We start from the raw sequence: 18,782 nt of genomic DNA, 5'->3' as shown, positions 1-18,782 counted from the left end.
ATCTCGCGCAACTATCCAGTCCGGCTTCTGCTTGCCGGCGGCGCGTTGGGTTTTGCTGGCATTGTGTAACGAAAATCGCTAGGCAGTGATCCGGGGCGGGGGATCCAGTTCCAGTCGATTTAAAACAACAGTGCTCGTGACTTACGGGTCGCGGAGGAGACAGGCATGGCCGACACGATGGGCCACTCAGCGACGGCCACCCGAAATACCAGGCTGGCGCTCGGCTTTTGTCTGCTGGCGATTGCGCCGCAGATTTTCGAATTGATCTGGTCGATCGGGACGATCTTTGGCTGGGGAGCCGGCCGCGGTCCGGCGGCGGTCGTCACCGGCCACGCGACGGCGCTGCTCGCCGGCGCGCCCAGCGCCTTGTTCGGATCGTTCGGCGGCGGCGCCAAGAAGATGTCGTCCGAGGTGCTGCTGGCGCTGATCTATTCCTATCCGCTGTTTGCGGTGGCGATCCTCACGTTGTTCATGACGATCCGATCGGCACAGGATTATGTCGGCGGCGTCGTTCTGATGGCCGTCGCCCTGTTCGCGCTGTGGGCAGGGAGCGATCTGCAGGGCATGCGGGGCTTCTCCTTCGGCGCAGGGACCGCGCCGCGCATGTTCGGCGGGTTGCTGGTCGCCTTGTCAGCCGGCATTGCCTTGACGGGTCTTCTGACGAACGGGCCGCCGATGGCCCATTATTCCTGGCGGGGACCGCTGTTCGTGGTGGCTGCGATCGTCTTCTTCGCCCTGTCGATCCGCTCCCTCGGCCTCGTAGTCACGGCTTTTACCAGCTTCATGATTTCGGCGGCCGGTTCGCACGAGACACGCTGGCTCGAAGCAGCGATCGTCGGCGCCTGCCTGACGCTCGGTTGCGCCATTCTGTTTCCTTACATACTCGGGCTGCCGATGCCGATGTATCCGCGTTTTCTGATCCAGTGAGGGCGTGATGGATATCTTTGCCAACCTCGCTCACGGTTTTGCCGTCGCGTTTACTCCGATCAACCTGCTGATGTGCTTGATCGGCGCCCTGGTCGGAACGCTGGTCGGCGTTCTCCCCGGAATCGGCACCATCGCCACCGTCGCGATGCTCTTGCCGATTACCTTCGGATTGCCGCCGGTTGGCGCGCTGATCATGCTCGCCGGCATCTATTACGGCGCGCAATATGGCGGCTCGACCACGTCGATCCTGGTCAACATACCCGGTGAGGCGACGTCGGTCGTGACCGCCATCGACGGTCACCAGATGGCCAAGCAGGGCCGCGCCGGCCCGGCGCTGGCGATCGCGGCGATCGGCTCGTTCTTCGCTGGCTGCGTCGCGACGGTGCTCATTGCCCTGCTCGGTGCGCCGCTGACGAAACTCGCGCTGGCGTTCGGCCCGGCCGAATATTTCTCGCTGATGGTGCTCGGCCTGATCTTCGCGGTCGTGCTGGCCAAGGGCTCGGTGCTGAAGGCGATCGCGATGATCGTGTTCGGCCTGCTGCTCTCGATGGTCGGTTCGGACATCGAAACCGGTGCCTCGCGCATGGCCTTCAATATTCCGGAGCTTGCTGACGGCCTCGGCTTTGCGACGGTGGCGATGGGGGTGTTCGGCTTTGCCGAGATCATTCGCAATCTAGACCACGGCGCCGGGATGAACCGCGATCTCGTGCAGCAGAAGATCACCGGACTGATGCCCACCAGGAAGGACCTGGCCGATGCGACGCCGCCGATCCTGCGCGGTACCGTGCTCGGCTCGATCCTCGGCATCCTGCCCGGCGGCGGCGCGGTGATCGCGTCCTTCGCGGCCTACACGCTCGAGAAGAAGCTCTCAAAGAACCCGTCCCGGTTCGGGCGCGGCGCGATCGAGGGCGTGGCGGGGCCGGAGAGTGCCAACAACGCCGCGGCACAGACCTCGTTCATTCCGCTGCTCACCCTCGGCATCCCGCCGAACGCGGTGATGGCCCTGATGGTGGGCGCCATGACCATCCATGGCATCGTGCCGGGCCCGCAGGTGATGCAGAAGCAGCCGGATCTGGTCTGGGGCATGATCGCCTCGATGTGGATCGGCAATCTGATGCTGATCATCATCAACCTGCCGCTGGTCGGAATCTGGGTGCGGCTGTTGCGCGTGCCCTACCGGCTGATGTTCCCTTCGATCGTGATCTTCTGCGCGATCGGAATCTATTCGGTGAACAACGCGCCGGTCGACGTCATCCTCGCGGGCGTCTTCGGTCTCGTCGGCTATTGGCTGATCAAGCACGATTTCGAGCCGGCGCCGTTGCTGCTCGGCATGGTGCTGGGACCGCTGATGGAGGAGAACCTGCGCCGGGCGCTGCTGATCTCGCGCGGCGACTGGAGCGTGTTCCTGACGCGTCCGTTGTCCGCGGTGCTGCTCGCGGTCGCGGCGGGCCTGCTTGTCCTTACGGTGCTACCGGCGTTGCGCGCCAAGCGCGACGAGGTGTTCACCGAGTCCGAGAATTGATGTTGTGTGCGCCTGCGTCGGCTTCGGTCCTGCGTCGGCGCGCCGCATTCGGAAGTCGAATCGACTTGTGTTACGGCTTTGTGAAATGGAAATGCCGGCCTTTGGGCCGGCATTTTAGTGTGTCCAAAGGGAGGATCGCCATGACGTTCATTCGCGCGCTCACAGGCGCATGTGCAGCTGCGATAGCATCGCTGGGCGCCTTCATCGCAACGGCTGAGGCGCAGACCTATCCGACGCGCAACATTACCGTGATCGTGCCCTTCGCGGCCGGCGGGCCGACTGATGTGATCTCACGCATCGTCACCGGGCACATGGCGCAGACGCTGGGGCAGAGCATCATCATCGAGAACGTGGTCGGCGCCGGCGGCACCACCGCCACGACGCGTGCCGCGCGTGCGGCCAACGATGGCTATACGCTGATCACCGGGCATATGGGCACGCATGCCGCCTCCGTGCCCCTCTATCCGAAGCTGGCCTATCACCCCGAGAACGACTTCGTGCCGATCGCACTGCTGGCCGGCACGCCGATCCTGATCCTGGCCCGCAAGGACTTTCCGCCAAAGGACCTCAAGGAGTTCGTCACCTATGTGAAGGCGAATGCCGAGAAGGTGAACGCCGCGCATGCTGGTGTCGGCTCGGTTTCGCACGTCTCGTGCGAGCTCCTCCACTCCATCCTCGACATCAAGCCCGTCGGCGTGCCCTTTAACGGCACGGGACCTGCGATGAACGCGCTGGTGGCGGGTCAGGTCGACTATATGTGCGACCAGATCGTCAACGCCGTCCCGCAGATCAATGCCGGCACCATCAAGGCCTATGCGATCGCCACGGCCGAACGAAACCCGTCGCTGCCGAACGTGCCGACCACGGCGGAAGCCGGCCTGCCGGCATTCCAGGCTCAGGCCTGGAACGCGATGTTCGCGCCCAAGGGAACCTCGCCCGCGATCGTGGCAAGTGTGAACGCCGCCGCCATCAAGGCACTCGACGACGAGACGGTGAAGAAGCGCCTGCTCGAGCTCGGTAGCGTCATCCCCGCGCCGAAGGACCGAACCCCGGAGGCGCTGGCGACCCTCGTCAAGAGCGAGATTGCGAAGTGGAGTCCGGTGCTCAAGCCGGCGAATTAAGCGAAGGCGATCAAGCCACTAGGCGAGGGGCGGAACGCTGAGTTCCGCCCCTTGCCGTTTGTGCCGGGAACACTCACTTTTCCGGGTATAATCGACGGCGACAGCGAATCGCCGCTGTCGCAGCGCTGGGGGTGTCGCTAAGTTCGCCGCCTCCCCAAAGGCTCAGTCGCAACATGCACCAGTACCAGGACCTGCTCGAGCGGATTCTTTCCGACGGCGCCGAGAAGACCGACCGGACCGGCACCGGCACGCTGTCGGTGTTCGGCCACCAGATGCGCTTCAATTTGTCGGCCGGCTTCCCGATGCTGACGACCAAGCGGCTGCCGCTGAAAGCGATCGTGCATGAGCTGCTCTGGTTCCTGAAGGGCGACACCAACATCAAATATCTGCGCGACAACGGCGTCACCATCTGGGACGAGTGGGCGGACGCCAATGGCGATCTCGGCCCGGTCTACGGCCATCAATGGCGCTCCTGGCCCACGGCGGACGGACGCAGCATCGACCAGATCGCCAATGTCATCGACATGATCAAGCGCACGCCTGATTCCCGCCGCCTGATCGTCACCGCCTGGAATCCGGCCGACGTCGAGAAGATGGCGCTGCCGCCCTGCCACCTGCTGTTCCAGTTCTATGTCGCGAACGGCAAGCTGTCCTGCCAGCTCTATCAGCGGTCGGCCGACGTGTTTCTCGGCGTGCCCTTCAACATCGCCTCTTACGCGCTGCTCACCATGATGGTCGCGCAGGTCACAGGCCTGAAGCCCGGCGACTTCGTGCACTCGCTCGGCGACACGCATCTCTATTCCAACCATCTGGAGCAGGCGAGGCTGCAGCTCAGCCGCGCGCCGCGCGCGCTGCCGGTGATGCGGATCAATCCTGACGTGAAGGATATCTTCTCCTTCCGCTACGAAGACTTCGAGCTTGTCGGCTACGATCCGCATCCGCACATCAAGGCGGAAGTGGCGGTCTAGCGCCCTATGTCGCTCACCATCCGCCGTGCACGGCCCGAGGAAGCCGGGCTCGTTCTCTCCTTCATCCGCGAGCTCGCCGAGTACGAAAAGCTGTCGCACGAGGTCGAAGCGACCGAGGCTGACATCGCCGACGCGCTGTTCGGCGAGAGGCCGCAGCTCTATTGCGCGATCGCGGAGTGGAACCGTGAGCCGGTCGGCTTCGCGGTGTGGTTTCTCAATTTCTCCACCTTCAGCGGCCGTCACGGCATCTATCTCGAAGATCTCTATGTGCGGCCGTCGCATCGGGGCAAGGGCCTCGGCAAGGCGCTGCTGGCCTATCTCGCCAGGGAATGCGTCGACAGCGGCTGGTCGCGCCTGCAATGGGCGGTCCTCGACTGGAACGCACCCTCGATCGAGTTCTACAAATCGATCGGCGCGGTCATGATGGACGACTGGACGCTGTGCCGGGTCACCGGGCCTGCGCTGACCCAGCTTGCCGGGAGCTCTGCCTGATGGAGATCGTCTTCGTCGTCGCCATCGCAGAGAATGGCGTCATCGGCGCGGGCCATGCGATGCCGTGGCGATTGAAGTCCGATATGGCGCGCTTCAAGGCGCTGACGATCGGCAAGCCGGTGATCATGGGCCGCAAGACCTTCGAGACCCTGCGCCGGCCGCTGCCGCGTCGCACCAACATCGTGGTCACGCGCGATCCGGCCTATCGCGCCAATGGCGCCATCGTCACGACATCGCCAGCGGATGCGGAGGCAGTCGCGCGCGGCGACGCTCTGCGGCGTTCGGTCACTGAGATCGCGGTGATCGGCGGCGCCGAGATCTACCGGCAATGGCTCGGTCGTGCCGATCGTCTCGAGATCACCGAAGTGCATGCGCGCCCCGAAGGGGACACGCATTTCGACATCGACAAGGCGGAATGGGACGAGGTCGAACGCATCCGCCATCCGGCCGGCCCCGACGACAGCGCCGACCTGTCCTATGTGACATATCGTCGGCGGCGCGGCCATTAACCGCTTTTGCCAATGTTTACATTGACTTTTTCGTACCCGAGCATAGCTCGGAAGACGGTCAGGGCTGCGTTGTAAGGGACTTGCCTGTCCCCTATAAAGCCGGACCGGACAAAGCGGGCGGTGGCAATTCCACCCTGCCGAGGAGAACGTCGAATGCCGTGGAAGAATCAGGGCGGTGGCCCGTGGGGCTCGGGTCCAAAGGGACCGTGGGGCTCAGGCCCGCAACCGGTCGGGCCGAGGCCGCCGGATCTGGAAGACCTTCTGCGGCGCGGCCAGGACCGCCTCCAGCAGATCATGCCGGGCGGTTATTTCTCCGGCATCGGCATCACGCTGATCATCCTGCTGATCGTCGCATTCTGGCTGCTGTCGGGCTTCTTCCGCGTGCAATCCGAAGAGCTCGGCGTCGTGATGCGCTTCGGAAAGCACGTGCGCACCGTGCAGCCGGGCCTGAACTATCATCTGCCTTATCCGATCGAGACCGTGCTGCTGCCGAAGGCACTGCGCGTCAACACCACCTCCATCGGCATGACGGTGATCGAGGACCCGGCGCGGCGCGGCCGCTCCATCCGGGACGTGCCGGAAGAGAGCCTGATGCTGACCGGCGACGAGAACATCGTCGACGTCGACTTCACCGTGCTGTGGCGGATCAAGCCGGACGGCATCGGCGACTTCCTGTTCAACATCCAGAATCCCGAAGGCACCGTGAAGGCGGTCTCCGAGAGTGCGATGCGCGAGGTGATCGGCCGATCTCAGATCCAGCCGATCCTGACCGGAGCGCGCAACGTCACCGAGCAGGGCGTGCACGAGCTGATCCAGAAGACTTTGGACAGCTACGGCGCCGGCATTCAGATCACCCAGGTGCAGATGCAAAAGGTCGATCCGCCCGCGCAGGTGATCGATGCCTTCCGCGACGTCCAGGCCGCACGAGCCAATCTCGAGCAGCTGCAGAACGAAGCGCAGACCTATGCCAACCAGGTGGTGCCGCAGGCGCGCGGACGTTCGGCCAAGATCCTGCAGGACGCCGAAGGCTACAAGGAGCAGGCGGTCGCCGAGGCCAAGGGCCAGAGCGCGCGCTTCCTGAAGGTTTACGAGGAATACAAGAAGGCGCCCGACGTGACGCGAGAACGCATTTATCTGGAGACGATGGAGCGCGTGCTCGGCGGCGCCGAGAAGCTCGTCTATGACGGTGGCCCCTCAGGCCAAGGCGTGGTGCCCTATCTGCCGCTTCCCGAACTGACGCCAAAACGGACACCTACGACCGGTCCGCAGTCGAGCGGAGGCAACCGATGAAGTCTCCGGTTACAGGTTTCGTCACGCTGCTCGGGCTGCTTCTGGTCCTGATCGTGGCCTACATGTCGCTGTTCACGGTGCAGCAGACCGAGCAGACGATCGTGCTCCAGTTCGGCAGGCCCGTCGACGTCGTCACGGCGCCCGGCCTGCACTTCAAGGCGCCGTGGAATTCGGTGATCAACATCGACAAGCGGATCCTCGACCTGGAGAACCCGTCGCAGGAGGCGATCGCCTCCGACCAGAAGCGGCTCGTGGTCGATGCCTTCGCGCGCTACCGCATCAAGGACGCACTGCGCTTCTATCAGAGCGTCGGCTCGATCCAGGCTGCCAACATCCAGCTCACCACGCTCCTGAACGCGGCGCTGCGCCGCGTGCTCGGCGAGGTTACCTTCATCAACGTGGTGCGCGACGACCGCGAGAAGCTGATGCTGCGCATTCGCGACCAGCTCGACCGCGAAGCCGATGGCTACGGCATTGAGGTCGTCGACGTCCGGATCCGCCGCGCCGACCTGCCGGAGCAGAACAGCCAGGCGGTCTATCAGCGCATGAAGACCGAGCGTGAGCGCGAGGCCGCCGAGTTCCGGGCACAGGGCGGACAGAAGGCTCAGGAGATCAGGTCCAAGGCCGACCGCGAGGCGACCGTCATCATCGCGGAAGCCAATTCGCAGGCCGAGCAGACCCGCGGTGCAGGCGATGCCGAGCGCAACCGCCTGTTTGCGGAAGCCTACGGCAAGGACGCCGACTTCTTCGCCTTCTACCGGTCGATGACGGCCTATGAGAACGGGCTGCGTGCCAGCGATACCCGCTTCCTGTTGCGGCCGGACACGGATTTCTTCCGGTACTTCAGTAACCCGTCCGGCAAGATGGCAACTGAGACGCCGGCGAAGCCGTAAGTTAGACAGAGGGCGGCGGATTTCGCCGCCCTCCGTCCAGACAAGAACAGCATAGCGGGAGGTTCCATTCCGATGAGGTCCATTGCGTTCGCCGACTTCCTCATCGGCCTAGGCATCCTGTTCGTCCTCGAAGGCTTGATGTTCGCGGCCAGTCCAAACTGGATGCGCAAAGCCATGAAAAGCGCCATCGCCACGCCGGACAACATCCTGCGGGCGGTCGGGATCGGCTCGGCCGTGGCCGGCCTGGTCCTGATCTGGGTTATGCGGCGCCCGATTTAAGCCTTCGGCCCAACGCCAAAGTGAAGGCGCCAGACTGGTTTTCGCCGTATTATCGGGCTCTTGAGGCCCGTTAAGCTCCGCGCTTGCGCCGCGCCCCCGTTCGAGCGCAGTCTGGCGCCGAATCCCTTTTGCCTGGAGATCACAATGACCGCTGCCACCATTGCCCCGTCCCGCGCGCGCCGCCGCGCGCGATTTGGTGTTCGACTTGGGCTGGTCGCGCTCGCCATCGGTGCTTGCAGCGCGTTCGGCGCGCCGGCCCATGCGCGTGGACCGGATGGCATCGCCGACGTCGCCGAGAAGGTGATCGACGCGGTGGTCAACATCTCGACCTCTCAGACGGTCGACGCCAAGGGGGGCGGCAGCAACACCATGCCGCAACTGCCGCCCGGCTCGCCGTTCGAGGAGTTCTTCGACGACTTCTTCAAGAACCGCCGGGGACCAGGTGGCGGCAGCAAGGGCGGCGAGAACAGCGCGCCGCGCAAGACCAATTCGCTCGGAAGCGGTTTCATCATCGACACCGCGGGCGTCGTCGTCACCAACAACCACGTCATTGCGGACGCCGACGAGATCCACGTCATCCTCAACGACGGCTCCAAGATCAAGGCCGAGCTGGTCGGCGTCGACAAGAAAACCGATCTCGCCGTGCTCAGGATCAAGCCGACGAAGCCGTTGGTCGCAGTCAAGTTCGGCGACTCCGACAAGCTGCGCCTCGGCGACTGGGTGGTCGCGATCGGCAATCCCTTCAGTCTCGGTGGTACGGTGACCGCCGGCATCGTCTCGGCCAAGAACCGCGACATTTCTTCGGGGCCGTACGACAGCTACATCCAGACCGACGCCTCCATCAACCGCGGCAATTCCGGCGGACCCCTGTTCAACCTCGATGGCGACGTCATCGGCGTCAACACGCTGATCATCTCGCCGTCCGGCGGCTCCATCGGCATCGGCTTCGCCGTGCCGTCGAAGACGGTGGTGGGCGTCGTCGACCAGCTCCGCCAGTTCGGCGAGCTGCGCCGCGGCTGGCTCGGCGTGCGCATCCAGAGCGTCACCGACGAGATCGCCGAGAGCCTCAACATCAAGCCTGCGCGCGGTGCGCTGGTTGCCGGCGTTGATGACAAGGGCCCGGCCAAGCCTGCAGGCATCGAGCCCGGAGACGTTGTCGTCAAGTTCGATGGCAAGGACGTCAAGGACCCGAAGGACCTGTCCCGCGTCGTCGCCGACACCGCGGTCGGCAAGGAGGTCGACGTCGTCGTCATCCGCAAGGGCCAGGAGGAGATCAAGAAGGTCACGCTCGGCCGCCTCCAGGATCCCGATAAGGTGCAGGCGGCGGTGAAGACCGACGAGCCGGCGCCGGAGAAGCCGGTGACGCAGAAGGCGCTCGGCCTCGATCTCGCAACGCTGAGCAAGGATCTGCGCACGCGCTACAAGATCAAGGACAGCGTCAAGGGCGTGGTCGTCACCAATGTCGACGCCAGTTCGGATGCCGCCGAGAAGCGCCTGTCCGCCGGCGACGTCATCGTCGAGGTGGCGCAGGAGGCGGTGTCGAGCGGCGCCGACATCCAGAAGCGGGTCGATCAGCTCAAGAAGGACGGCAAGAAATCGGTGCTGCTGCTGGTCTCGAACGGCGAGGGCGAGCTGCGGTTCGTCGCGCTGAGCGTGCAGTAGGGATAACGCGTAGAGCCGTAGGGTGGGCAAAGCGAAGCGTGCCCACCATCATTCTGTCCGCCATCACGGCGTGAAGTGGTGGGCACGGCGCAAGTGCGCCTTTGCCCATCCTACGGCTGCTGAGCGAGCAGCGAGAGCGGTTACCCCTCCACGAACTCTTCGCGCCGATACCCCTGCGCATACAGCAGCGCGGTGAGATCGCCGTGATCGATCCGCGCGGCCGCGGCGGCCGCCACCGCCGGCTTGGCGTGATAGGCGACACCCAGACCCGCGGCCTGGATCATCGCAAGGTCGTTGGCGCCGTCGCCGACCACGACCGAGTCGATGTCGTCGAGATCGAACGATTCCATCAGGTCCACCAAGGTCGCGAGCTTCGCCGCGCGGCCCAGGATCGGCTCCTTCACTTCGCCGGTGAACTTGCCGTCGCGCACGACGAGCTCGTTGGCACGGTTCTCCTGGAAACCGATCTTGGCGGCGACCGCGCGCGTGAACAATGTAAAGCCGCCGGAGACGAGGCAGGTATAGGCGCCGTTCGCGCGCATGGTGGCGACCAGCTCGCGGCCGCCCGGCGTCAGCGTGATGCGCTCGGCCAGCACCTCGTCGACCGCGCTGGCGGGCAGGTCCTTGAGCAGCGCGACGCGCTCGCGCAGCGCTGGCTCGAACTCGATCTCGCCGCGCATCGCACGCTCGGTGATGTCTGCGACATGCGCCTTGACCCCGACGAAATCGGCGAGCTCGTCGATGCATTCCTGGCCGATCATGGTGGAATCCATGTCGGCGAGAAAAAGCTTCTTGCGCCGGAAGCCAACAGGCTGCACGACGATGTCGATCGGCAAATCGCCGCGGAGCTCGCGGAGCCGCTGCTCGATGGCGTTGCGGTCGCCTTCGAGGTTACTGTCCGCGCCGAAGGGGATGTCGACCGCAACCCCGTCGAACAGCCAGTGCGCGGGCGCCGCCTGCGGCAGCACGGCGCGGGCGCCATCGACGATGGTCGAGTCGAGCGCGGGATTGTCAGGGTTGCAGATCAGCGTGGCGACGAGGGACATTTGAGGTTTTCGTGAGCGAGGGGTATTCGAGCAAGGCCGTGCTTATCGCAGGCCCGACCGCCAGCGGCAAGTCGGCGCTTGCGCTCGATCTTGCGCGCGCCGCCGGCGGCGTCGTCATCAATGCCGATTCCATGCAGGTCTATCGTGACCTCCGCATCATCACGGCGCGGCCGACCGCAACGGACGAGGCGCTCGTGCCGCATCGTCTTTATGGCCACGTCGATGCCGCCGTGAATTTCTCGGCCGGTGCCTGGGTTAGCGATGCGGCGAAGGCGCTCCATGAGGCGAGGGCTCAGCGACGGCTGCCGATCTTCATCGGCGGCACCGGACTCTATTTCAAGGCGCTGACCACAGGTCTCTCCATGGTGCCGCCGATCCCTGCCGAGCTGCGCGAGGATGTGCGCGCGCGGCTGGAACGGAACGGCGTCGAAGCGCTGCACGCGGAACTCGCAGGCCGCGATCCGCGCGCGGCCGAGCGATTGAACCTGCGCGACCGCACCCGCATCGCCCGCGCGCTCGAGGTGATCGAGGCAACCGGCCGTTCGCTGCTCGATTGGCAGCGGGAGGGACAGCCACCGCTGCTGCCCAAGGACAGATTTCGCGCGGTCTTCCTCGCGCCCGAACGTGACGAGCTCTATGCCCGCATCGATGCCCGTTTCGATGCCATGCTGGGCGCCGGCGCGCTCGAGGAGGTCGAGCGGCTGGCCGCCAGGCATCTCGATCCGCTGCTGCCGGCCATGAAGGCTCATGGCGTGCCGGCCTTGATCCGGCATCTGCGCGGCGAGCTCAGCCTGGAGGAGGCCGGCAGCATTGGCCGCGCCGATACCCGCCATTACGCCAAGCGGCAATTCACCTGGTTCCGGCACCAGCTGCCGGACTTCGAATGGGTGAGGCCGGAGGAGGCGAGGGGATGGCTCGCTGCGGCCGTGACGTCGGAGCGGGACTCCAACTGACGCGCTTTTGTGCCGGGTTCCCGAATTTACCTCTCGCCGAACCCGGGGAACACCGCTACACTGCCAAAATCGCGCGAGAACGGCCGCATTGCCTTGACATCCAAGGTTTGGCCGCTATGTTTCGCGCAACCTTTGGGAAGCCGAGCCCAGCCATGCGTAACATTATTACCAAACTCCTTATCGCCGTCGTACCCAGGCACACCGCCGGGGGTGGCTAGCTGCCATCCACATGACAGGCGGTGTGCATGGGCCCTCTTCGGGGCCTTTTTTATTTCCCGAACCCGACACGAATGAAGCCGCTGACAACAGCGCATCCGGAGCAAGCCAATGAGCGACAAGAGCCACGATCCGAACCAGATGACCGGCGCCGCGATGATCGTCCGCGCACTCATCGATCACGGCGTGACCGATATTTTCGGCTATCCCGGCGGCGCGGTGCTTCCGATCTATGACGAGATCTTCCAGCAGAGCGAGGTCCAGCACATCCTGGTCCGCCACGAACAGGGCGCGGGCCATGCCGCAGAGGGCTATGCGCGTTCCACCGGCAAGCCGGGCGTTGCGCTGGTGACCTCCGGCCCCGGCGCCACCAACATGGTGACGCCGCTGACGGATGCCCTGATGGACTCGATCCCGCTGGTCTGCATCTCCGGCCAGGTGCCGACGCATCTGATCGGCAACGACGCGTTCCAGGAATGCGACACCGTCGGCATCACGCGTCCCTGCACCAAGCACAATTGGCTGGTGCGCGACGTCAACGATCTCGCCAAGGTGCTGCATGAGGCCTTCTACGTCGCCACCTCGGGCCGTCCGGGCCCGGTGCTGGTCGACGTTCCCAAGGACGTGCAGTTCGCCACCGGCACCTACCATCCCCCGCGCAAGTCCGACGTGCACCGCTCCTACGCGCCGCGCGTGAAGGGCGATGCGACGCAGATCCGCAAGGCGGTCTCGCTGCTCGCGAACGCCAAGCGTCCCGTGATCTACAGCGGCGGCGGCGTCATCAATTCCGGCCGCGAGGCGACCAAGCTGTTGCGCGAGCTGGTTGAGGTCACCGGCTTCCCGATCACCTCGACGCTGATGGGCCTCGGCGCCTATCCGGCGTCGGGCAAGAACTGGCTCGGCATGCTCGGCATGCACGGCACCTACGAAGCCAACATGACCATGCATGATTGCGACGTCATGCTGTGCGTCGGCGCGCGCTTCGACGACCGCATCACCGGCCGCGTCGATGCGTTTTCGCCCGGCTCGAAGAAGATCCACATCGACATCGATCCGTCCTCGATCAACAAGAACATCCGCGTCGACGTGCCGATCATCGGCGATTGCGGCAACGTCCTCGGCGACATCCTCCAGGTGTTCAAGGCGGAGGCGAAGAAGCCCGACATCAAGTCATGGTGGCAGCAGATTGCGCAATGGCGCGCCCGCAACTCGCTCTATTACAAGAAGAGCAGCGACGTCATCCTGCCGCAGCACGCGATCCAGGCCTTGTTCGAACAGACGCGCGGCAAGGATACCTACATCACGACCGAGGTCGGCCAGCATCAGATGTGGGCGGCGCAGTTCTATGGCTTCGAGGAGCCGCATCGCTGGATGACCTCGGGCGGTCTCGGCACCATGGGCTACGGCCTGCCGGCCGCGGTCGGCGTTCAGGTGGCCCATCCCGACAGCCTCGTCATCGACATTGCCGGCGATGCCTCGGTGCAGATGACAATGCAGGAGATGTCGACGGCAGTTCAGTACGAGCTGCCAATCAAGATCTTCATCCTGAACAACCAGTACATGGGCATGGTGCGCCAGTGGCAGCAGCTGTTGCACGGCAACCGGTTGTCGCATTCCTATTCGGAGGCGCTGCCCGATTTCGTCAAGCTCGCGGAGGCCTACGGCGCCGTCGGGCTTCAGGTGCACAAGCCGGCCGATCTCGATGGCGCCATCAAGGAGATGATCTCGGTCAAGCGCCCCGTGCTGTTCGACTGCCGCGTCGCGGCGCTCGAAAACTGCTTCCCGATGATCCCCTCCGGCAAGGCCCACAACGAGATGTTGCTGCCGGAGCAGGCCAACGACGAGGCGACCGCGAAGGCATTCGCCGGCGGCAAGGCGCTGGTGTGATGCCATGTTCGACCTGAAAGAGCTCGAGCGCGCACATGCGATCGTGGGGCAGGCGGTGCCGGCAACGCCGGCGCATGCCTGGCCGTTGCTCGCAGGTCGGCTCGGCACCGAGGTTGTGGTCAAGCACGAGAACCACACGCCGATCGGCGCCTTCAAGGTGCGCGGCGGCCTCGTCTATCTCGAACGCCTGAAGCGCGAGCGGCCGAAGACATCGGGCATCATCTCGGCGACGCGCGGCAATCACGGTCAGAGCCTCGCCTTTGCCGCGAGCCGCCACGGCGTGCCCGCGGTGATCTATGTGCCGCGCGGCAACTCGGTCGAGAAGAATCGGGCGATGAAGGCCTTTGGTGCCGAACTCGTCGAACACGGCGAGGACTTTCAGGCGGCACGCGAGGAAGCCGAGCGCCGCGCGCAGTTCGCGGGGCTCCACATGGTGCCCTCGTTCCACCCGGATCTCGTTCTTGGCGTTGCGACCTACGCTCTCGAACTGTTCCGCGCAGTGCACGACCTCGATATCCTCTATGTGCCGATCGGGCAGGGCTCCGGCATCTGCGGCTGCATCATGGCGCGCGACCTGCTCGGCTTGAAGACCGAGATTGTCGGCGTGCAGTCGACGGAAGCGCCGTCCTATGCGCTGTCGTTCGCGGCCGGAAAAATCGTGACGACCGGAACCAGCAACACGCACGCCGACGGCATGGCGACGCGCATCCCCGACGAGGATGCATTCGCGCTGATCTGCAGGGGCGCCTCGCGCATTGTTGAGGTCACCGACGACGAGGTCGCCGCCGCGATCCGCGCCTACTGGACCGATACGCATAATCTCACCGAAGGCGCCGGCGCCGCCGCGCTGGCCGCGGCGCTGCAGGAAAAGAGCAAGCTAAAGGGCAAGCGCGTCGGTCTCGTGCTGTCCGGCGGCAATATCGATTTCGATCTGTTCCGCCGTTGGGTCGGAACGGACGCGCCGGCGATGGCGTGACGGACAGACAAGAGGGGACGACAATGAACCAGCCCGCATCCGCCTATTTCATCGAGGACCGTCACGATCCGAACGAGACGCATACGCTTGCGGTGCTCGTGCAGAACGAGCCGGGCGTGCTCGCGCGCGTCATCGGCCTGTTCTCGGGGCGCGGCTACAACATCGAGAGCCTCACGGTCTCGGAGACCGAGGCCCAGAAGCATCTGTCGCGGATCACCATCGTCACCACGGGCACGCCGATGGTGATCGCGCAGATCAAGAACCAGCTCGACCGCATGATCCCGGTGTACCAGGTCGTCGACATGACCCAGACCAAGCGCTCGATCGAGCGCGAGTTGGCGATGGTCAAGGTGCGCGGGCAGGGCGAGCATCGGGTCGAGGCGCTCAGGTTGGCGGACGCGTTCCGCGCCCGTGTGATCGACGCCACCACCGAGAGCTTTGTGTTCGAGATCACAGGCAATACGGACAAGATCAATCAATATATCGATCTGATGCGCCCGCTCGGCCTCGTCGAGGTGTCGCGCACGGGTGTTGCCGCGATCGGTCGCGGGCCTGAAGGGATGTGAGCCATGTTGGCGCGCGACTGGTACTACAACGAGCGGAACCGGATGGGGATCGAGCCCGCTGTGGCCTCGATCTACGACAACCATGACGATGCCGATCTACGGGCGCGCGCCGCTCTGAAGATGCTCGGGGTCCAGCGCGGCTGGCGCATCGCCGATATCGGCTGCGGCAACGGCGTGCTCGCCACCGAAGCGGCGTTGATGGGGGCCGACGTCGACGCCATCGACATTTCCCCGGCCATGCTGGCGCTCGCCGAGATCTACGCCCGCGACCGCAAGGCGCCCGTGCGCACCCAATCCGCCGGTCTGCTCAGCTTCGCCTACCGGCCCGAGTCCTACGATCTCATCGTCAGCGAGTTCACGCTGCACCACCTGCCGGATTTCTGGAAAGCGGTGGCGATGTCGCGGATTTTTCGCGCGCTCAAGCCCGGAGCGACATTTTATCTCCGCGACATTGTTTACTCATCGATGCCCGACGCGATCGAGCGTGACGTCGAGCAATGGGCCGACTTCCAGATCAAGAACCACGATTTCTCCCGCGAGGGCGTGGTGACCCACATGCGCGACGAATATTCCACCTTCGGCTGGGTGATGGAGCGGATGCTGACCGACGTCGGCTTCACCCTGGTCGCGGCCGACTACCACGCGCCGATGCACGGCACGTATCTGCTGCGGAAACCGAAAGCCGGCGAGCAAGGCTAGACCAAAACAACAAGCAGGGCTGCGAGACAAAGCAGAACCGGAAACAACAATGAAGCCGGCCGACATCCTCATCGCCGTCATGGTGGCGATCATCTGGGGGCTTGCCTTCGTGGCGAGCCGGATCGCGCTCGACGAGCTGTCGCCGGAGCTGATGACGGCGTTGCGCTTCACCATCGCCGCGGTGCCGTGCCTGTTCATTCCCAGGCCGAAGGTCGCTTGGTCACTGCTGATCGCGATCAGCTTCACGCTGTTCCTCGGTCAGTTCCTGTCGCAGGCCTACGGCATCGCTCATGGGGTGCCCGTGGGCCTGACAAGCGTCGTCGTGCAGAGCCAGGCACTCTTCACGATCGGCTTTGCCGCGCTCGCGTTCGGCGAGCGGCCGACGCCGATGCAGACTCTGGGGATCGTCATTGCCGCGGCCGGCCTTTTGATGATCTGCGGCACCGTCGGCTATGATTTCAGCGTTGTCGCCTTTGCAGTGCTGATGATCTCGCCGCTCAGCTTCGCCATCGGCAATCTGTTGCTGCGCGGCGCCCGCGGCGTGCCGATGTTCGATCTGTTCGCCTGGCTCTGCCTCGCCTCGGCCGTGCCGCTGTTCGTGCTGGCGCTGATCGCCAACGGTCCGGCGCCGACCTGGACGTCGCTGACGCACATGTCGCTGGCATCGGCGCTCTGCATGCTGATGCTCGGCGGCATTTCCACCAGCATCGCCTATTGGCTATGGGGCCGCCTCTTGCGCGACTATCCGGCTGCACAAGTGGTGCCGTTCGCACTGCTGGTGCCGTTCGTGGGCTCGGCGGCCTCCAGCATCGTGTTCGGCGAACGGTTCGGGCCGCTGCGCCTCGCCGGCATGCTGACCGTGATCTTTGGGATCGCCGTGATGGTGCTGGCGAAGCGCCCGCAAGTTCTACCGAAGACTGCGTGAGGGTGATGATGACCTACTCGCTGCTCTACGCCTTCCTCGTCTTCATGGTCGTGATGTATTTCACGCCCGGGCCGAACAACATCATGCTGCTGTCCTCCGGCCTGACCTACGGCTTCCGGCGCACCATCCCGCACATCGTCGGCATCGTGCTCGGTTTCGCCTTCATGGTCGCCGCGGTCGGCCTCGGGCTCGGCTCCGTGTTCCTGGCCTATCCGATCCTGCAGACCATCCTGAAATATGCCGGTGCCGCTTATCTGATTTACCTCGCCGCTGTGATCGCCATGGCCGGTCCGGCCAAGCCGGGCGAGGAGAATGGCCGCGGCCCCATGACCTTCTGGGGCGCGGCCATGTTCCAATGGATCAATGCCAAGGGTTGGGTGATCGTGATCGGCACCATCACTGCCTATGCGGCGATCGCCCAATTCCCGCTCAACATCGCCATTCAGACCGTGATCAGCCTCGTCGTCGGCACGGTCTCGACCGTGGTCTGGGCGCTGTTCGGCACCGCATTGCGGCCGGTTCTGACTTCCGAGCGGCTGGTCCGCGCCTTCAACATCCTGATGGCGATCCTGCTGCTGGCCTCCCTCTACCCCGTTTTCATGGATGCATGATGTCGCGGATTTCCATGCAGAAACGGGTTTCCCTCAGGGCTGAAAATGCTCTAGACAGCCCCCGAAATCCGCAAATTTCACCCTTCGGACACTGACCAATGGCCGATTTTCGGCCCTGAACGAGGAAACGACCTATGCGTGTTTATTACGATCGCGACGCCGACCTGAACCTGATCAAGGGCAAGAAGGTCGCCATCGTCGGCTACGGCAGCCAGGGTCACGCCCATGCGCTCAACCTGAAGGATTCCGGCGTCAAGGAAGTCGCCATTGCGCTGCGCAAGGGTTCGGCTTCGGCGAAGAAGGCGGAAGCCGCCGGCTTCAAGGTGCTGGAAGTTGCGGAAGCTGCCAAATGGGCCGACCTCGTCATGATGCTGACCCCGGACGAGCTCCAGGGCGACATCTATCGCGAGCACCTGCACGACAACATGAAGAAGGGCGCTGCCCTCGTGTTCGCGCACGGCCTTAACGTCCACTTCAACCTGCTCGATCCGCGTGCCGATCTCGACGTGCTGATGATCGCGCCGAAGGGCCCCGGCCACACCGTGCGCTCGGAATATCAGCGCGGCGGCGGCGTGCCCTGCCTGATCGCAATTGCGAAGGACGTCTCGGGCAACGCCCACGACCTCGGCCTGTCCTACGCCTCCGCCATCGGCGGCGGCCGCGCCGGCATCATCGAGACCACGTTCAAGGAAGAGTGCGAGACCGACCTGTTCGGCGAGCAGGTGGTGCTGTGCGGCGGCCTGGTCGAGCTGATCAAGGGCGGCTACGAGACCCTGGTCGAAGCCGGCTATGCGCCCGAGATGGCCTATTTCGAGTGCCTGCACGAAGTGAAGCTGATCGTCGACCTGATCTATGAAGGCGGCATCGCCAACATGAACTACTCCATCTCCAACACCGCCGAGTACGGCGAGTACGTCACCGGTCCGCGCATCATCACCGACGAAACCAAGAAGGAGATGCGCAAGGTTCTGGCCGACATCCAGGGCGGCAAGTTCGCCCGCGACTGGATGCTCGAGAACAAGGTCAACCAGACCTCGTTCAAGGCGACCCGCGCCAAGCTCGCCGCACACCCGATCGAGGAAGTCGGCGCCAAGCTGCGCGACATGATGCCCTGGATCAAGAAGGGCGCGCTGGTCGACAAGAGCAAGAACTGACGTCTGCGCCGTCATTCCGGGCTCGCGCTCAGCGTGCGCCCCGGAGTGACGAGCGAAATTCAAGCTTCGCTCGCCAAGCCAAATCT

The 18,782-nt window shown here is 64.5% G+C and carries 19 protein-coding genes; 18 read left to right on the top strand and 1 reads right to left on the bottom strand.

Annotated elements, in window-relative coordinates; all coding sequences use genetic code 11:
* Nucleotides 1-165 precede the first annotated feature (165 nt).
* The 10 genes from ABIA45_RS19860 (at nt 166) to ABIA45_RS19815 (ending at nt 9,663) form a co-directional block, all read left to right on the top strand.
* Entirely contained in the window at nt 166-927 is a 762-nt protein-coding gene (locus ABIA45_RS19860) for a tripartite tricarboxylate transporter TctB family protein (protein WP_404653317.1), read from the top strand.
* 7 nt (nt 928-934) lie between these two features.
* A complete protein-coding gene (locus tag ABIA45_RS19855) occupies nt 935-2,449 on the top strand; it encodes a tripartite tricarboxylate transporter permease (RefSeq protein ID WP_404543333.1) in 1,515 nt (504 codons plus the stop codon).
* Between the two features lie 140 nt (nt 2,450-2,589).
* The gene (locus ABIA45_RS19850; protein WP_404543332.1) at nt 2,590-3,570 is read left to right on the top strand and encodes a tripartite tricarboxylate transporter substrate binding protein BugD; all 981 of its coding nucleotides are present in this window, start codon (nt 2,590-2,592) and stop codon (nt 3,568-3,570) included.
* 173 nt (nt 3,571-3,743) lie between these two features.
* Entirely contained in the window at nt 3,744-4,538 is a 795-nt protein-coding gene (locus ABIA45_RS19845; RefSeq protein ID WP_128263120.1) for a thymidylate synthase, read from the top strand.
* A gap of 6 nt (nt 4,539-4,544) precedes the next feature.
* Entirely contained in the window at nt 4,545-5,030 is a 486-nt protein-coding gene (locus tag ABIA45_RS19840; protein ID WP_404653316.1) for a GNAT family N-acetyltransferase, read from the top strand.
* On the top strand, nt 5,030-5,539 hold the full coding sequence (locus ABIA45_RS19835; protein ID WP_404653315.1) for a dihydrofolate reductase: 510 nt from the start codon (nt 5,030-5,032) through the stop codon (nt 5,537-5,539). The genes ABIA45_RS19840 and ABIA45_RS19835 overlap by 1 nt, the downstream gene beginning before the upstream one ends.
* Nucleotides 5,540-5,692: 153 nt before the next feature.
* Nucleotides 5,693-6,829 carry an FtsH protease activity modulator HflK gene (hflK, locus tag ABIA45_RS19830; protein WP_271540706.1) on the top strand — a complete coding sequence of 379 codons (1,137 nt, stop codon included), beginning with the start codon at nt 5,693-5,695 and terminating at the stop codon, nt 6,827-6,829.
* Nucleotides 6,826-7,722, top strand: coding sequence for a protease modulator HflC (hflC, locus tag ABIA45_RS19825; RefSeq protein WP_271540705.1), 897 nt, complete (start codon nt 6,826-6,828; stop codon nt 7,720-7,722). The genes hflK and hflC overlap by 4 nt, the downstream gene beginning before the upstream one ends.
* 72 nt (nt 7,723-7,794) lie before the next feature.
* The gene (locus ABIA45_RS19820) at nt 7,795-8,001 is read left to right on the top strand and encodes a DUF2065 domain-containing protein (protein ID WP_025038031.1); all 207 of its coding nucleotides are present in this window, start codon (nt 7,795-7,797) and stop codon (nt 7,999-8,001) included.
* A 144-nt stretch (nt 8,002-8,145) separates the two neighbouring features.
* On the top strand, nt 8,146-9,663 hold the full coding sequence (locus ABIA45_RS19815) for a Do family serine endopeptidase (RefSeq protein ID WP_404653314.1): 1,518 nt from the start codon (nt 8,146-8,148) through the stop codon (nt 9,661-9,663).
* A gap of 140 nt (nt 9,664-9,803) precedes the next feature.
* On the opposite strand, the gene serB is transcribed toward ABIA45_RS19815, so the two are convergent.
* Nucleotides 9,804-10,709: a phosphoserine phosphatase SerB gene (gene serB / locus ABIA45_RS19810; RefSeq protein ID WP_404653312.1), complete on the bottom strand. Its 906-nt coding sequence runs from the start codon at nt 10,707-10,709 to the stop codon at nt 9,804-9,806.
* 11 nt (nt 10,710-10,720) lie between these two features.
* Between serB and miaA the strand changes: the two genes are divergently transcribed.
* The 8 genes from miaA to ilvC all read left to right on the top strand — a co-directional run bounded on the left by miaA (nt 10,721) and on the right by ilvC (nt 18,696).
* Nucleotides 10,721-11,662 (top strand): tRNA (adenosine(37)-N6)-dimethylallyltransferase MiaA, encoded by a 942-nt coding sequence (gene miaA, locus ABIA45_RS19805; RefSeq protein ID WP_404653310.1) that lies wholly within the window; start codon nt 10,721-10,723, stop codon nt 11,660-11,662.
* 327 nt (nt 11,663-11,989) lie between these two features.
* Nucleotides 11,990-13,765, top strand: coding sequence for an acetolactate synthase 3 large subunit (locus tag ABIA45_RS19800; protein WP_404653308.1), 1,776 nt, complete (start codon nt 11,990-11,992; stop codon nt 13,763-13,765).
* A 4-nt stretch (nt 13,766-13,769) separates the two neighbouring features.
* Nucleotides 13,770-14,741: a threonine dehydratase gene (locus tag ABIA45_RS19795; RefSeq protein ID WP_404653307.1), complete on the top strand. Its 972-nt coding sequence runs from the start codon at nt 13,770-13,772 to the stop codon at nt 14,739-14,741.
* Nucleotides 14,742-14,764: 23 nt separating this feature from the next.
* Nucleotides 14,765-15,307, top strand: a complete 543-nt coding sequence (ilvN, locus tag ABIA45_RS19790; protein WP_018640841.1) for an acetolactate synthase small subunit — start codon at nt 14,765-14,767, stop codon at nt 15,305-15,307.
* Nucleotides 15,308-15,310: 3 nt separating this feature from the next.
* Nucleotides 15,311-16,006, top strand: coding sequence for a class I SAM-dependent methyltransferase (locus tag ABIA45_RS19785; RefSeq protein ID WP_036006616.1), 696 nt, complete (start codon nt 15,311-15,313; stop codon nt 16,004-16,006).
* A gap of 49 nt (nt 16,007-16,055) precedes the next feature.
* On the top strand, nt 16,056-16,931 hold the full coding sequence (locus tag ABIA45_RS19780) for an EamA family transporter (RefSeq protein WP_404653305.1): 876 nt from the start codon (nt 16,056-16,058) through the stop codon (nt 16,929-16,931).
* An 8-nt stretch (nt 16,932-16,939) separates the two neighbouring features.
* Nucleotides 16,940-17,542 (top strand): LysE family translocator, encoded by a 603-nt coding sequence (locus ABIA45_RS19775; RefSeq protein WP_036006650.1) that lies wholly within the window; start codon nt 16,940-16,942, stop codon nt 17,540-17,542.
* A 134-nt stretch (nt 17,543-17,676) separates the two neighbouring features.
* Nucleotides 17,677-18,696 (top strand): ketol-acid reductoisomerase, encoded by a 1,020-nt coding sequence (gene ilvC / locus ABIA45_RS19770; protein WP_027577255.1) that lies wholly within the window; start codon nt 17,677-17,679, stop codon nt 18,694-18,696.
* Nucleotides 18,697-18,782: the final 86 nt, after the last annotated feature.

Source organism: Bradyrhizobium sp. USDA 336 (genome assembly GCF_044908355.1).
Taxonomy (GTDB): Bacteria; Pseudomonadota; Alphaproteobacteria; order Rhizobiales; family Xanthobacteraceae; genus Bradyrhizobium; species Bradyrhizobium yuanmingense.
The sequence above is the reverse complement of the archived record's forward strand: the minus strand, read 5'-3'. Positions and strand labels throughout refer to the sequence as shown.